The sequence below is a fragment of the Streptomyces griseobrunneus genome (genome assembly GCF_046713465.1).
Lineage (GTDB): Bacteria > Actinomycetota > Actinomycetes > Streptomycetales > Streptomycetaceae > Streptomyces > Streptomyces microflavus.
In genome coordinates, this window is the sequence record NZ_CP177080.1 from 1,463,541 (window position 1) to 1,478,624 (window position 15,084).

At 73.2% G+C, this 15,084-nt stretch carries 11 protein-coding genes and 1 pseudogene; 5 read left to right on the forward strand and 7 right to left on the reverse strand.

Translation table 11 applies throughout. From position 1 onward, the window contains the following. Nucleotides 1-319: 319 nt before the first annotated feature. Together glgX and treY are read left to right on the forward strand one after the other, a co-directional pair. Nucleotides 320-2,449, forward strand: a complete 2,130-nt coding sequence (glgX, locus tag ACK8N7_RS06545) for a glycogen debranching protein GlgX (protein ID WP_403211344.1) — start codon at nucleotides 320-322, stop codon at nucleotides 2,447-2,449. 118 nt (nucleotides 2,450-2,567) lie between these two features. Then, entirely contained in the window at nucleotides 2,568-4,955 is a 2,388-nt protein-coding gene (treY, locus tag ACK8N7_RS06550) for a malto-oligosyltrehalose synthase (RefSeq protein ID WP_500441407.1), read from the forward strand. An 89-nt stretch (nucleotides 4,956-5,044) separates the two neighbouring features. Here treY and ACK8N7_RS06555 read toward each other — a convergent pair whose 3' ends face one another. After that, nucleotides 5,045-6,136, reverse strand: coding sequence for a cytochrome P450 (locus ACK8N7_RS06555; RefSeq protein WP_403211348.1), 1,092 nt, complete (start codon nucleotides 6,134-6,136; stop codon nucleotides 5,045-5,047). Between the two features lie 50 nt (nucleotides 6,137-6,186). Then, nucleotides 6,187-6,465: a hypothetical protein gene (locus ACK8N7_RS06560; RefSeq protein WP_500441409.1), complete on the reverse strand. Its 279-nt coding sequence runs from the start codon at nucleotides 6,463-6,465 to the stop codon at nucleotides 6,187-6,189. 66 nt (nucleotides 6,466-6,531) lie between these two features. On the opposite strand from ACK8N7_RS06560, the pseudogene ACK8N7_RS06565 reads away from it, so the two are divergent. Then, nucleotides 6,532-6,654 (forward strand): annotated as a pseudogene (locus ACK8N7_RS06565) (oxidoreductase dimerization domain-containing protein); the annotation flags it as partial. Nucleotides 6,655-6,725: 71 nt separating this feature from the next. Here the strand turns inward: ACK8N7_RS06565 and ACK8N7_RS06570 are convergent. After that, the gene (locus tag ACK8N7_RS06570) at nucleotides 6,726-7,292 is read right to left on the reverse strand and encodes a DUF1707 and FHA domain-containing protein (protein ID WP_403211350.1); all 567 of its coding nucleotides are present in this window, start codon (nucleotides 7,290-7,292) and stop codon (nucleotides 6,726-6,728) included. A 350-nt stretch (nucleotides 7,293-7,642) separates the two neighbouring features. Between ACK8N7_RS06570 and ACK8N7_RS06575 the strand changes: the two genes are divergently transcribed. Then, the gene (locus ACK8N7_RS06575) at nucleotides 7,643-8,584 is read left to right on the forward strand and encodes a GNAT family N-acetyltransferase (protein ID WP_500441411.1); all 942 of its coding nucleotides are present in this window, start codon (nucleotides 7,643-7,645) and stop codon (nucleotides 8,582-8,584) included. Here ACK8N7_RS06575 and ACK8N7_RS06580 read toward each other — a convergent pair. Together ACK8N7_RS06580 and ACK8N7_RS06585 are read right to left on the reverse strand one after the other, a co-directional pair. After that, nucleotides 8,544-9,692: an alpha-L-fucosidase gene (locus ACK8N7_RS06580; protein WP_403211354.1), complete on the reverse strand. Its 1,149-nt coding sequence runs from the start codon at nucleotides 9,690-9,692 to the stop codon at nucleotides 8,544-8,546. The genes ACK8N7_RS06575 and ACK8N7_RS06580 overlap by 41 nt on opposite strands. 14 nt (nucleotides 9,693-9,706) lie before the next feature. Continuing rightward, entirely contained in the window at nucleotides 9,707-11,116 is a 1,410-nt protein-coding gene (locus tag ACK8N7_RS06585; RefSeq protein WP_500441414.1) for a GH1 family beta-glucosidase, read from the reverse strand. Between the two features lie 224 nt (nucleotides 11,117-11,340). Here ACK8N7_RS06585 and treZ point away from each other — a divergent pair, with 224 nt between their 5' ends. Further along, nucleotides 11,341-13,101 carry a malto-oligosyltrehalose trehalohydrolase gene (gene treZ / locus ACK8N7_RS06590; protein ID WP_500441416.1) on the forward strand — a complete coding sequence of 587 codons (1,761 nt, stop codon included), beginning with the start codon at nucleotides 11,341-11,343 and terminating at the stop codon, nucleotides 13,099-13,101. An 18-nt stretch (nucleotides 13,102-13,119) separates the two neighbouring features. On the opposite strand, the gene ACK8N7_RS06595 is transcribed toward treZ, so the two are convergent. Beyond that, nucleotides 13,120-14,259 (reverse strand): M24 family metallopeptidase, encoded by a 1,140-nt coding sequence (locus ACK8N7_RS06595; RefSeq protein ID WP_500441418.1) that lies wholly within the window; start codon nucleotides 14,257-14,259, stop codon nucleotides 13,120-13,122. Nucleotides 14,260-14,378: 119 nt separating this feature from the next. Next, on the reverse strand, nucleotides 14,379-15,026 hold the full coding sequence (locus tag ACK8N7_RS06600) for a nucleoside/nucleotide kinase family protein (RefSeq protein ID WP_500441420.1): 648 nt from the start codon (nucleotides 15,024-15,026) through the stop codon (nucleotides 14,379-14,381). Between the last annotated feature and the right edge of the window lie 58 nt (nucleotides 15,027-15,084).

A 15,084-nucleotide genomic window follows, 5' to 3' on the forward strand; every position in this document is an offset into this window, starting at 1 on the left:
TGGTCAGGCCGGTTTCTCAACTCCCGTATCGGAACGGCCTGTTCCTTTCGGCGAGATCGGGTGGAGTGAGCTGATTCATAGTGATTAGGGACCCCGGCGAAGGCCGCGATCCGGACGCCCGCCGGGCGGGGCCGTCCGTAATCGCGTCCGGGCCGGCACCCCGGTGTCCGAAGTTGACCGCTGTGGCCGGAGACGGGCGACGGGACCCGGCCGCACCGCGTGACGTACTAGGTGCGCGCCCCACTTTCGGGGAGTATTCGGGGAGTAACGGGCCGAGGAAAGCCACCGCACCCGGATCAGAAGTGGAAGAGTCTCATCTATGCAGGTCTGGCCGGGACACGCTTATCCCCTCGGCGCCACCTATGACGGCGCCGGCACCAACTTCGCGGTCTTCTCCGAGGCCGCCCACCGGATCGAGTTGTGCCTGTTGCACGACGACGGTTCAGAAACGGCGGTGGAGCTCCGCGAGACCGACGCCTTCGTACGCCACGCCTATCTGCCCGGGGTGATGCCGGGTCAGCGCTACGGCTTCCGGGTGCACGGGCCCTACGAGCCCCAGCACGGGCAGCGGTGCAACTCAGCGAAGCTCCTGCTCGACCCGTACGCCCGTGCGGTCGCCGGACAGATCGAGTGGGGCGAGTCGGTGTACGGCTACCCGTTCGGCAAGCCGGACTCCCGCAACGACCTCGACTCGGCGCCGCACACCATGAGCTCGGTGGTGGTCAACCCGTACTTCGACTGGGGCGACGACCGCCGCCCCCGCACGGACTACCACCGTACGGTGATCTACGAGGCCCATGTGAAGGGCCTCACGATGCTCCACCCCGGGCTCCCGCCCGAGCTGCGCGGCACCTACGCGGGGCTCGCGCATCCGGAGGTCATCGCCCACCTGACCGAACTGGGCGTCACAGCCATCGAGCTGATGCCCGTTCACCAGTTCGTCCAGGACCACCGGCTGGTGGACATGGGGCTCGCGAACTACTGGGGCTACAACACCATCGGCTTCTTCGCCCCGCACAACGCGTACGCCTCCTGGGGTGAGCGCGGGGAGCAGGTGCTGGAGTTCAAGCAGGCGGTGAAGGCCCTGCACCAGGCAGGGATCGAAGTCATCCTCGATGTCGTCTACAACCACACGGCCGAGGGCAACCACCTCGGGCCGACGCTCTCCTTCCGCGGCCTCGACAACGCCTCCTACTACCGTCTGACCGACGACCAGCGGTATTACATGGACACCACGGGCACCGGCAACTCCCTGCTCATGAGGTCCCCGCACGTACTCCAGATGATCATGGACTCGCTGCGGTACTGGGTGACCGAGATGCATGTCGACGGCTTCCGCTTCGACCTGGCGGCGACGCTCGCCCGCCAGTTCCACGAGGTCGACCGGCTCTCCTCGTTCTTCGACCTGGTGCAGCAGGACCCGGTGGTCAGCCAGGTGAAGCTGATCGCCGAACCGTGGGACGTCGGCGAGGGCGGCTACCAGGTGGGCAACTTCCCGCCGCTGTGGACCGAGTGGAACGGCAAGTACCGCGACACGGTCCGCGACCTCTGGCGGGGCGAGCCGCGCACCCTGGCCGAGTTCGCCGGGCGGCTGACGGGCTCCTCGGACCTCTACCAGGACGACGGGCGCCGCCCGCTCGCCTCGATCAACTTCACCACCTGCCACGACGGCTTCACCCTGCACGACATGGTGTCGTACAACGACAAGCGGAACGACGCCAACGGCGAGGGCAACCGGGACGGCGAGAGCCACAACCGGTCCTGGAACTGCGGCGCCGAGGGCGAGACGGACGATCCGGAGGTCCTGGAGCTGCGGGGCCGGCAGATGCGGAACTTCATCGCCACGCTGATGCTGTCGCAGGGCGTGCCGATGCTGAGCCACGGGGACGAGTTCGCCCGGACGCAGAAGGGCAACAACAACGCCTACTGCCAGGACAACGAGCTGTCCTGGATCCACTGGCCCGACCCGGACGCCCCGGACGACGAGTTCCGCCGGAATCTGCTGGAGTTCACCCGGTCCATGGTGTGGCTCCGCCGCGACCACCCGGTCTTCCGGCGCCGCCGCTTCTTCCACGGGCGGCCGGTGGAGGGCACCCACGACGAGCTGTCCGACATCGCCTGGTTCACCCCCGAGGGCCAGGAGATGGCCCAGCGGGACTGGCAGGCGGCCCACGCCAAGGCGATGACGGTCTTCCTCAACGGCCATGCGATCTCCGAGCCGGGGCCGCGCGGGGAGCGGATCTCCGACGATTCGTTCCTGCTGATGTTCAACGCGGGCGCCGAGACGCTGGAGTTCGCCGTCCCGGTGGACCACGGGGAGCAGTGGCAGGTCGTCGTGGACACGGCACTCCCGGAGGGGGTGCCCCCGGGGACGGGCCCCAAGGTGGCCGAGGGCGAGCAGGTCACGCTGATCGGCCGCAGCCTCGCCGTGCTGAAGCGCCCCGCCTGAAGCCGTACCGAAGTGCCCGCCCGAAACCGTGCCGAAGCGCCCCGCCCGACGGGGCGGCGGGGGTGAGCGTCCTGCCCGGGGTGACACAGTTCGCCCCGGGCGGGGTACGTAGAAGTCCATGACGCCCACCGCCACGTACCGGCTTCAGCTCCAGCCCGACTTCCCCTTCCCGGCGGCCGAGAAGGCGGTGCCGTACCTGGCCGCGCTCGGCGTCTCCCATCTCCACCTCTCGCCCGTCCTGGAGGCGGTACCCGGCTCCCGGCACGGTTACGACGTGGTCGACCACAGCCGCGTACGGGAGGAGCTGGGCGGTGAGGAGGGGCTGCGGAGCCTCGCCGCCACCGCCCGGGAGCACGGGCTCGGGCTGGTCCTGGACATCGTGCCCAACCACATGGCCGCCGTGCCCCGGCACAACCGGCAGCTCTGGGAAGTGCTGCGCGAGGGCCGGGCCTCCCCGTACGCCCGCTGGTTCGACATCGACTGGGCGGCGGGCGGCGACAAGGTGCTCCTCCCGGTCCTGGCCGGTCCGCTCGGTGGGGAGCTGGACGCCTTCTCCGTCGACGCCGGCGAGGACGGGAAGGTGCTGCGCTACGGCGAACAGGAGTTCCCGCTGCGGGCGGGCACGGCGGACCTTCCGCTTCCGGAACTGCTCGACGCCCAGCACTACCGGCTCGCCTGGTGGCGCCTGGCCCGCACCGAGCTGAACTACCGCCGCTTCTTCACCGTCTCCGAGCTGATCGGGGTCCGCGTCGAGCACCCCGAGGTCTTCGACGCCACCCACTCCAAGGTCCTCGAACTGCTCCGCGACGGGGTGCTCGACGGGCTGCGCATCGACCACCCGGACGGCCTCGCCGACCCGGCCGCGTACCTGCGGCAGCTGAACGAGGCCACCGGCGGCCGGTGGACGGTCGTGGAGAAGATCCTCACCGGCGACGAGCCCCTCCCGGCCGGCTGGGCGGTCGCCGGGACGACCGGGTACGACGCGCTGCACCGGATCGACGGGCTGTTCACGGACCCGGCCGGGGCGGCGGAGCTGCTGGGCCACTACCGGGAGTTCGCGGGCCCGCCCGGGGACCGCGGCGGCTACTGGAAGGCGACCGTCCGCCGGGCCGCGTACCGGGTGGCGACCCACGAGCTGGCGTCCGAGACGGCCTGGCTGACCCGGCTGGCCGCCTCCGTCTGCGCCGGGGACCCTGCCCTGCGCGACCACGCGCCCTGGGCGCTGCGGACGGCGATCCGGGAGCTGCTGGTACGGGTGCCGGTCTACCGGCCGTACGTCACGGCGGGCGAGGAGCCGACCCGGATCGCGGAGGAGACCCTTCCGGACGATGCCGTACGGGACGCGAAGGCGGCGTTCTCCGTGCCGGAGGAGGCCGCCGCCGTCGATGTCGTACGGGATCTGGCGCTCGGGCGGCTGGGAGAGGGGGAGGAACAGGTGTCCTTCTGCGCCCGGTTCGCGCAGACGGCGTCCGCGCTGCACGCCAAGTCGGTGGAGGACACCGCGTTCTACCGGTACGTGCCGCTGATCTCGGCGACGGAGGTGGGCGGGGACCCCGGACAGCCCGCGGTGACGGTGGACGGGTTCCACGCCTTCGCCACCCGGATCGCCCGGGACTGGCCCGCCACGGGAACGGTCCTGACCACGCACGACACCAAGCGGAGCGCCGATGTCCGGGCCCGGATCGCGGTCCTTTCGGAGTGTCCGGAGCGGTGGGCGGAGCTGATCGCGGAGTTGACGTCCGCTACGTCCGTCGCTCCCCCGGACCCGCAGCTCGCCTGGCAGGCCTGGCAGTCGTCGTACGGCTGCGCCCCGCTGCCCGCCGACGAGCTGGGCGCCCGCCTGGAGCCCGCCCTGCTCAAGGCGGTGCGCGAGGCCGGGCTCTTCACCAGCTGGACGGAGCCGGACGCGGCGTACGAGAGGGCGGTGACGGACTTCGTGGCGGCCGGGCCGGGCAGCGGGTCGGGTACGGCCCGGCGGCTGGTGACCGCCTTCGCGGAGTCACTGGCCCCGCACGTCCGGGCCAATGTGCTGGGGGCGGCGCTGGTGCAGCTGACGATGCCGGGGGTGCCGGACCTGTACCAGGGCACGGAGAGCGGGTACCTGGCCCTGGTCGACCCGGACAACCGGCGCCCGTTCCGGCGGCCGGAGGGGCAGGCGGAGGAGAAGCGGGTGGTGACGGCGGCGGCGCTGGGGCTGCGGCGGGAGCTGCCGGAGGTGTTCGGGGAGTCGGGGACGTACGTACCGCTGGAGGCACGGGGGCCGGCGGCCGGGCATGTGGTGGCGTTCTCCCGGTCGGGCGAGGTGGCGGTGGCGGTGACCCGGCTGTCGCTGCGGCTCGCGGAGGACGGGGGGTGGCGGGACACGGTGGTGGAGCTGCCTGACGCGGGGCCGTGGCGGGATGTGCTGGACCCTGGGGCGGGGCGGGAGTTCACGGGGGGTGCGGTGGCGGCGGCCGAGCTGTTCGGTGAGCGGCCGGTGACGCTGTTGCGGAGGGTGCGGGGGTGAGGCGGGGGCGGGGGTGAGCCCTCGCTCTGCGGTGCGGGGGCCCTCGCCCTGCGGTGCGGCGGGGGTGATGCCCGTATCGGACAGCCTGGTCAGGACGGCCGTACGAGCAGGGTCCGCGGCCCCCGTGTGAGTACCCCGCTGGACGCCGGGCGGAAGCCCTCTGCCCAGTGGATGCGGGGCATCGCCGTGAGCAGGGCGCGCAGTCCGTGTTCCGCCTCCAGGCGGCCGAGCAGGGCGGCGGGGCAGCCGGCCGGTCCGGTGAGCAGCGGGTCGGCGTCGGCGCGCAGCGGGTCGAAGCGGTCGGGGGCGGCGAACCGGGCCGGGTCGCGCCCCGCCGCGCCGATGAGACAGGCGACGGGAGCCCCGCCGGGCAGGGTGCCGCCGCTGACGCGGACCTCGGTGCGGGTGCGGCGCAGCACGATCTGGACGGGCGGATCGCGGCGCAGCGTCTCAGTCCAGGCCCGTCCCAGCAGCATCCCGGCCCCTGCCCCGGAGCCCGCCACGCCGGCCAGCAGGTCGGGGTCGTCCAGCATGTTCGCGAGGAACGAGGCCAGGGCCCTCTCCCGGAGCCCGGTGTGCCGGGCGCAGTCTCCGGTGCCCCCGCCGGACCGCTGGTGGACGGCGTGGCGGGGTGGGGCGTTCAGGTCCGGGTAGGAGAGCCCGGCCGCGACGGCATCGGCCCCGGCGGGGAGCCACCGGCAGAACTCGCCGACCAGGTCCGCCCGGTCCCGCCCGGCTATCCGGCGGGCCAGGACGTACGCGGTGCGCTCGACGGCGGAGAGGGTCGCGGGTGTGCTCGCCGGACCCGGAGGCGGGCCCGGAGCCGGAGCCGCACTCGGACCCGGCCCCGGTGCTGTTCCGCCGCCCGGCAGCGGCGTGCAGACGAGGCTCCCCCGACAGAGCCCCAGCGGGGCGGGGACCGGACCGCGCGGGGCCCCGTCGTGCGGGTAGCCGGTGAAGCGGGGGTCGGTGAGGGCGAGGGCCACGTCGGCGTACCGGCTCAGCAGCCAGGCGCCGAGCCCCGGGTCGTAACCGAGCGGGAAGTCGGTGCGCAGGACGCGGTAGAGGCGCAGGCGGTACGGATCCGTCGAGGCGCCCGGCTCCAGCAGTCCCGGCTGTCCGCCCGCGAGCCGGTGCGGACGGCGGGCGGTGGGCAGGGCCTCGGAGCGGTCGGCCGGCATCCCTCGTCGCCCCCTGCGGTCTTGGCGCCGCCTGTCGGCGCACCTGGCTCTCAGCGGACCACCGACGGGGGCTCGGCGCAGTCGGCGTACGCCCGTTCGGGTGAGGGGGCTCCGGGGCGGAAGGGCCGCAGCGGCCGGATTCCGGTGTCCGGCAGGGTGGTGAGCAGCTCGGTGAGGGCGGCCGCCGCGCCGGTCAGGGGCACCCGGGAGAAGACGGCGAGGGCGCGCAGCCAGGGCGGGTCGACGCTCAGGACCGCGCAGTCCTCGTCGAGCGCGCCGCGGACGGTGTGGGAGGGGGCGGTGGAGATGCCCACCCCGGCCGCCGTCATCCGGATCGCCGTCGACGTGCCGGCCGGGCTGCGTAGGGCCCCCGGTCGACTACGCCACCGTCCCCCGGGTCACTGGTGAAGGTGGTGGCGAAGCGGGCGGGCCGGGTGCTGGGCGTCCATCTGGTCGGCCCGCATGTCTCGGAGATGATCGCGGAGAGCCAGCTCGTGGTGGGCTGGGACGCGGAGCCAGGCGTGGCCTGCACCAGCAGCACGGAGAGACACGGGCCGCACCAGCAGCACCGGAAGCGGGCGCCCCAGGATCAGGCAGGCGGGCGCAGCGAAGGAGCGGTCAGACGGAAGCTCATCCGCCCGAAGCTGACCTGGTCCCCGTCGCGCACCAGGATCGAGCCGACGAGCCGCTGGCCGTTGACGCAGGTGCCGTTGGTGGAGCCGAGGTCGCGGAGCACCCAGCGGCCGTTCTGCACGGTGAGTTCGGCGTGCAGCCGGGAGACCGTCTCGTGGTTGAGGCGCAGCCCGTTGCCCGGGTCGCGGCCGATGAGCAGCGGATACGGGCTCGGTGCGGGAAGCAACAGCTTCGGGAGCCGCTCGGTCTGCCAGGCCCGGCGCAGCCGCCCCGGAAAGGCGGATATCCCGCCGACTGCCCTGACCAGCCCCTGCGAGAAGCGGCTGCCGGTGTCCAGGTCCGAGGTGAGGGCCGCCAGTTCCTCGGGACGGCGGGCGATGAGGGCGAGCTCCATGCGCCGCATGAAGGTGTCGTGCGACAGCTTGCCCTGTGCGGCACCCTCTCTGAGCACGCCGAGGACACGGTCGCGCTGGGCGTCCGACAGCCGCGCGGGATACGTGTTGAACTCGAAGGAGGACGTCACATCGACGATTGTCGGGCCGAGGGGCCCGAAGTGTCCAGAACAGCTCTGCTTCCCGCCCGTGCTGACCTGCACCGGGGCTCGGCGCGGCCCGCCCGGTCAGGGGCGGCGTGTTAATCGGTGGACAGGGTCCCCGGCCCCCGGATACGGTCGGCACCGACATCGGCCCAGGTCATGGAGGGAGGCGGAACCGTGCGTGAGAACACCACCGGCTCGACCGGCATCCGCAGCTTCTCGCCCCCGCGCTCCCGCCCCGTCCACCGGGCGGTGTCGGACTCCGTCTGACGTCTGGGAAAACCTGACGTCCGACGTTCGACCGGGAGCGCGGTATCTCGTCCCCGGAGGACACCTTCATGACCGACCTGGTCATTCGCGCGCTCACCCCGAGCGACGCCGATCTCTTCAACTCCCTGCATGACAGCACGACTCCGCAGGGCATCGCTCTCGTCGGCCGTGGCGCCTTCGGCCACCGTTACTCCACCGTGGCGGACGGCGGCGAGTACCGCCCCGACTGGACCTGGGCCGCCCTGCGCGACAACACCGTGGTGGCCAGGGCCGCCTGGTGGGGCTCCCCCGACGACACCGCGCCCATCGCGCTCGACTGGTTCGACTTCGCGCCGGGCGAGGAGGAGGCGGGCGCCGAACTCCTGCGCCGGGCCCCCTTCCGTAGCGAATACTCCCTGCTGGTGCCGCCCGGCTGGCGGGAGGCGCCCGAGGTCCGGGCCGCCGCCGAGGGCCGGATCGCCGCGGCGCGGGCGGCCGGTATGGAGGTCCTCGTCGAGCGTTACCGCTATGAGTGGACCACCGGCTGCCCGCTGCCCGAGCGGCCGGGCCGGCTCACCTTCCGCCCCGAGCCGGACGACGCCGTGATTCTGGACGTCCTGCGCCGGGTCCACTCGGTCACGCTGGACGCCCACGCCCGGCGGGACATCGAGGGCCCGGGCGGTCTGGAGGCGGCGGCCCGGTCGGAGCTGGACTTCTTCCACTGGTGCCCCTCGCCCCGTGAGTGGTGGCAGCTCGCGTACACGCCGGACGGCGAGGTGGCGGGCATCCAGGTGCCGGCGCACAACCCGTCCGGGCCGTGCGTCGGCTTCATCGGGGTCGTCCCCGAGGCGCGCGGTCACGGGTACGGCTACGACCTGCTGGTGGAGTGCACCCGCTTCCTGGTCGAACAGGGCGCGGAGTCCATCGCGGGCGCGACGGACCGCGCGAACGCGCCGATGGCGGCCGCGTTCGCCCGCGCCGGTCACCCCGTCACTCAGGAGCGGATCGACCTGGTGTTCGCTCAGGGGTGAGTGACCCGCTCGCCGTCTCCTCGGCGAGCCAGTCCAGCCGGTGTTGCTGCTCGGCGGGGATCGTCGCGTCCTCGCCGCGCGGCCCCACGTTGAGCAGCAGGTTCCCGCCGTCGGCCGCCGTGTCGCGGACCAGTGAGGTCAGCGCGCGGCGGTCGATGAAGGCGTCCGGGCCGGAGTTGCGGTTGTAGCCGAAGCTGTGGTCGATGCCCCGGGTGATCTCGTACGGGTCGGAGCCGGTGTACCGGGCGTACTCCGGCGTACGGAAGTCGAAGTCGGGCGGGGTGCGGGGGACGAACCCCTCGCCCTGCGCCACCGTGCGCCGGTCCCACCAGTTGTAGAGGGACTTGGCGCCCGGCAGGTTCAGTGCCCGCCAGTGCGGGGCGTACGGCAGCAGGCGGTCGTTGACGACGCCGTGCGGGACGGTGAAGCGGTAGAAGTCGGTGAGGGAGCGGATCCCGGTGGCGGCGGCCGGCCAGGCGATGTCGTTCCAGAGGATGTCGGGGCGGTAGCGGCGGATCAGCTCCCTCAGCTGCGCGTCGGCGTAGGCCGGGTAGCGGCCGCGCGGGACGGCGGAGAACATGTCGGCCGCGGTGCCGATGGGCCGGTCGTCGAAGGTCCAGTCGAGCCCGCCCGAGTAGTAGACGCCGAACCGCAGGCCCTCGGCCCGTACGGCTTCTGCGAACTCGCCGACCACGTCCCGGGTGGTGTGCCAGCCGGTGCGGTGCGGGTTCGCGGTCTCGGAGGGCCAGAGGCAGAAGCCGTCGTGGTGCTTGGTGACCAGGACCGCGTACCCGGCGCCCGCCTCGCGGAAGCTGCGGGCCCAGGCGGCCGGGTCCCAGCCGCTGAGCCCGTCCTCGAAGTCGCGGCCGAAGTCGGTGTAGGGGCGGGTGCCGTAGGTGGCGCGGTGGTGGGCGGCGGCCGGGGAGCCGGGGAAGCGCAGGGAGTTCTCGTACCACTCCGCGTACGAGGTCCAGCCGAGCGGCGCACGCCGGCCCGCCGCCGGGAGCTCCTCCGGCGGGACGTAGGGCGGGGCCCAGCCGGGGACGGAGGCGGGAGTCCAGTGGACGAAGATCCCCAGCCGGGCCCGGGACCACCATGAAGCGACCATGGCGCGAGTATTGATCATTCGGGGGGAGCCGCGTAAGCCCCCTCGACCGCCGGGTTCCGCTTCTGCTCCGGCTTCTGCTGCTGCTTCTGGGCGCGGATCAGGTCGCGGTACCAGGCGTACGAGGCCTTCGGCGTACGGGTGAGGGTCTCGTAGTCGATGTGAACCAGGCCGAACCGCTGCGAGGCCCCCTCCGTCCACTCCACGTTGTCGGTGAGCGACCAGGTGAAGTACCCCCGTACGTCGACCCCGGCGTCCATCGCCGCGCGCAGGGCGGTCAGGTGGCTCTCCAGGTAGGCGATACGGCGGTCGTCGGCGAGCGGCTCGTCCAGGGCACAGCCGTTCTCGGTGATGTGGAGCGGCGGGAGGCGGTCGCCGTAGCGGCGGTGCAGCAGGGTGAGGATCTCGGTGAACCCCTCGGGGACCACGGGCCAGCCGAAGCCGGTCTTCTCGTACCCCTCGATCTCGCGTATCCCGAAGGGGAGTCCGGCGGGCATCGCGAAGCCGGAGAAGGTCTCCAGGGCCTCCGGCCGGGGGGCACCGACGAGGGTCGGGTTGTAGTAGTTGACGCCGTACCAGTCGAGCGGGGTCGAGATGACCTTGAGGTCGTCGGCGACCGGGCCCGGCATCAGGGCGGCGAGGCCGTCGTCCGGGTAGCGGCCGGTGAGGACGGGGTCGGCGAAGAGCCAGTTGGTGAGCGTGTCGTACAGCTCCGCGCCGAAGCGGTCCTCGTCGGAGTCGCCGGCCGTCCAGACCGGGGCGTGGGAGAGGGCGATGCCGATGTTGTCGGCGCCCGCCGCACGCAGGGCCCGGACGGCGAGGCCGTGGGCGAGGAGCTGGTGGTGGGCGGCGGGCAGGGCGTCGAAGAGGAGAGCGCGGCCGGGGGCGTGCTCGCCCAGGGCGTAGCCGAGCATCGTGACCTCGGCGGGTTCGTTGATGGTGATCCACATCGGCACCCGGTCCGCGAGCCGCTCGGCGACGATTCCCGCGTACTCGGCGAAGCGGTAGGCGGTGTCCCGGTCGAGCCAGCCGCCCGTCTCCTCCAGCGGGAGCGGGGTGTCCCAGTGGTAGAGGGTGGGGGCGGGGGTGATGCCGTGGGCGCAGAGCTCGTCGACGAGCCGGTCGTAGAAGTCGAGGCCGTCGGCGTTGACGGCTCCGCTGCCGCCCGGGACCACGCGGGGCCAGCTGATGGAGAACCGGAAGGCGTCGGCGCCGAGCCCGGAGAGCAGGGCGACGTCCTCGCGGTAGCGGGCGTGGAAGCCGGTGCCCCGGGTGGTGTCGGTGCCGTCCTTGATCCGGCCGGGCAGGGCGGCGAAGGCGTCCCAGCCCGAGGGGCCCTTGCCGTCGGCGTCCACCGCCCCTTCGGTCTGGAAGGCGGAGGCGGAGGCTCCCCAGAGGAAGCCGGGCGGGAACTGCGGTACGGGCATCTCGGCCTCCATGAGCCGTACGTATGAACAGAACCTGTATGAGCGGGAGCCGGCCGGGCAATGATCAGGACCAGACCTTAATGGCCGGTGACGGGCCGGTTCTAGGGGTGCGCGGTCGCGGGTACGCGGTCGCCGGCGCGCGGCGGGCCGGTCATGGCGCCCCGCCTCCGGTCCGCGCGGCGGCCTGGCGATCCGGCGATCCGTTATGTGACGAGGAGTGGTGGATGCAGTTCGAGGTATGGGCCCCCGAGGCGGACACGGTCGTGCTGGAGGCGGCGGAGGTCCGCTACCCGATGGAGCGCGACCCGCTGCGGGAGGGGTGGTGGAGCGCCGAGGCGGAGGCGGTGGACGGGGAGCGTTACGGGTTCCGGGTGGACGACGGGCCGCTGCTGCCCGACCCCCGTTCGCGGCGCCAGCCGGACGGGCCCGACGGGCCGAGCGCCGTCGTCGACCAGGGGGCGTACGCCTGGCGCGAGGGCTGGGCCGGGCGGCGGCTGACCCGGGCGGTCCTGTACGAGCTGCACGTGGGGACGTACACCCCTGAGGGCACCTTCGACGCGGCGGCGGCACGGCTGGGCCATCTGGCGGAGCTGGGCGTCACCCATGTGTCGCTGATGCCGGTCTGCCCGTTTCCCGGCACCAACGGGTGGGGGTACGAGGGTGTCTCGCTCTGGGCGGTGCACGAGCCGTACGGCGGACCGCAGGGACTTAAGCGTTTTGTCGACACGGCGCACGGGCTGGGGCTCGGGGTGATCCTGGACGTGGTCCACAACCACCTGGGCCCGTCCGGCAACCATCTGCCCGCCTTCGGCCCGTACTTCACCGACACCCATCACACCCCGTGGGGCGCGGCGGTCAATCTGGACGCCCCGGGCTCGGACGAGGTGCGGGCGTTCCTGCTGGGCAGCGCGCTGGCCTGGCTGCGGGACTACCGGCTCGACGGGCTGCGCCTCGACGCCGTGCACGCGCTCGCCGACACCCGGGCGCTCACCTTCCTGGAGGAGCTGTCGACGGCTGTCGACGCGCTGGCGGTGGAGCTGGGGCGGCCGCTGGGGCTGATCGCCGAGTCCGACCTCTGCGACCCGCGCACCACCACCCCGCGCCCGGCGGGCGGCCTCGGGCTGCACGCCCAGTGGAACGACGACTTCCACCACGCCCTGCACACCGCGCTCACCGGTGAGTCCCAGGGCTACTACTCGGACTTCGCCCGGGCCCCGCTCGCCGCCCTGGCCAAGACGCTGACGTCGGCGTTCTTCCACAACGGGACGTGGTCCAGCTTCCGGGGCCGCACCCACGGCCGCCCGGTCGACGTGACCCGCTCCCCGGCACACCGCTTCGTCGGCTACGCCCAGACCCACGACCAGATCGGCAACCGGGCCCTCGGCGACCGCCTCGCCGCCTCCCTCTCCCCCGGCCTCCAGGCGTGCGCCGCCACCCTCGTACTGACCGGCCCGTTCACGCCGATGCTGTTCATGGGCGAGGAGTGGGGGGCGCGCACCCCGTGGCAGTTCTTCACCGACCACACCGATCCGGAACTGGCGGAGGCCGTACGCAACGGCAGACGGCGGGAGTTCGGCGCGCACGGCTGGGCGGAGGAGGAGATCCCCGACCCGCAGGACCCGGCGACCCGGGACCGCTCCTGTCTGGACTGGGGAGAGCCGGAGCGTGCACCGCACGCGCGGCTGCTGGACTGGTACCGCCGGCTGATCGCGCTGCGGCGGACGTTGCCCGACCTCCACGACCCCGACCTGGCCTCGGTGAAGACCGCCTTCGACGAGGACGCCCGCTGGATCGCGTACCGCAGGGGCGATCTGCGGATCGCGGTGAACCTGGCGGACAAGCCGGCCGCGATCCCGCTCGGCTCGGGCCGCCACCGGCGCGTCGGCGGGCGGGTGGTGGCGGCCTGGGAGCCGGTCGGGGCACCGGGGGCGGACGGGGTGCTGCACCTGCCGCCGGAGTCGTGCGTGGTGCTGGCGGACGACTGAACTCCCCCGACCTGTCGGCTACTCCACGATGGCCAGCTCGCGTGCGGTGGCGTTGAGGCGGCGGCCGCCGTCCTCGGTGACGGTCACGATGTCCTCGATCCGGACCCCGAAGCGGCCGGGGAGGTAGATGCCCGGCTCGACGGAGAAGCACATGCCGGGGACGAGCGGCTGCTCCTCGCCCTCGATCATGTACGGGGGTTCATGGGTGGTGACGCCGATGCCGTGGCCGGTGCGGTGGATGAACCGGTCTCCGTAGCCGAACTCCAGGATCACCGCGCGGGCGGCGCGGTCGATCTCCTGGCAGGCGACCCCGGGCCGGACGGCGGCGCAGCCCGCCTGCTGGGCCTCGCGGACGATGTCGTGGACCCGCTGCTCCTCGGCGGTGGGCTCGCCGACGTGGACCGTACGGGAGGTGTCGGAGCCGTAACCGTGCTTCAGGCCGCCGAAGTCCAGGACGACCATGTCGCCGCGCTCGATGGTGCGTTCACCGGCCTCGTGGTGCGGGTTGGCGCCGTTGGGTCCGGAGCCGACGACGGTGAAGTCGACCTGGGAGTGGCCGAAGTGCTGGAGCAGCGCGGCGAGATCGGCGGCCACATCGGTCTCCCGGCGGCCGGAGAAGCGCACCTTCAGGATCTCCTCGTACGTGGCGTCCGCCGCCGCCCCCGCCGCCGCCAGGCGCTCCAGCTCGGCGGCGTCCTTCACCGCGCGGAGCATCGGGAGCGCCTCGGTGAGGGCGGTGTACGTGGTGTCGGGCAGGGCCCGCTGGAGGCCCAGGAGGTGCATCGCCCAGGCGTTGTCGCTGACGGCGAAGCGGCCCTGGGTCGCGAGCAGCGGGGAGGCCACCGCGTACGGGTCCACGCCGTCGGTCCAGTCCCGCAGGGCGAGCGCGGGCGCCCCGGCGGCGGCCGCCGCGTCGGGCGCCTCCAGGGTGGGGACGACCAGGACCGGTTCCTCACCGGCCCGCAGGACGAGGAGGGTGAGGCGTTCGGTGGAGACGGGCCGGTAGCCGGTCAGGTGGACGAGGTCGGGGCCTGGCGCGACGATCACCCCGGCCAGCCCGGCCTCGGCGGCCGAGTCGGCCGCCCTCGCCATCCGGGCCCGGTAGTCCTCGGCGGTGAAGGGCACGGGGTGCGGCGCGGGCGGGTTCGGGCTGGACATCGGGGCCTCCTGGCGGTGCGGGGGTGCGGCAGGGCGCGTGGCTTCCTGCATCCTGCCCGCCGGGCGGGGTGTACGCGAACAGGTTCGCGGGCGTACACCCCACCCGGCGGGCAGCCCGGTCACGACGGCAGCCGCACCACCACGTCGGCCCGGTCCCGGCAGCTCTCCACCAGCCGGGCGTTCGCCTCGTCGGACCGCTCCACCCACTCCCGCGCGACCACCGGAGGCTTCCCGTACCGCACATGGCGCTCGACGAGCCGCCGCACCCGGACCTCCGGATCGAGATCCAGGAACCACACCTCGTCCAGCAGCCCGCGCACCGCCGCCCACGGCCCCTCGTCGAGCAGCAGGTAGTTGCCCTCGGTGATGACGAGCGGTACGTCCGGCGGTACGGCCAGGGCTCCGGCGACCGGCTCCTCCAAGGCGCGGTCGAAGGCGGGGGCGTACACCGGGCGGACCGGATCCGGGTCGCGCAGGCGCCGCAGGAGCGCCGTGTACCCGGCCGCGTCGAAGGTGTCGGGGGCGCCCTTCCGGCCGGCGCGGCCGAGGCGCTCCAGCTCGGCGCCCGCAAGGTGGAAGCCGTCCATGGGGACGAGGACGGCACGCCCCTCCAGAGCCTCGGTCAGCCGTTCCGCCAGGGTGGACTTTCCGGCCCCGGGCGGTCCGGCGATCCCGAGGACGCGCCGCCGGCCGGTCTCCGCGAGGCGGCGGGCCCGGTCCGTCGCGTCGGCGAGGCCGCCGGGGGTCGTGGTGTCCAGGAAGTCCATGCGGGGCATTGTGCGGGGGCGGGGACGGGAAGCGTTAGTGTTACGTATAACCACTTCT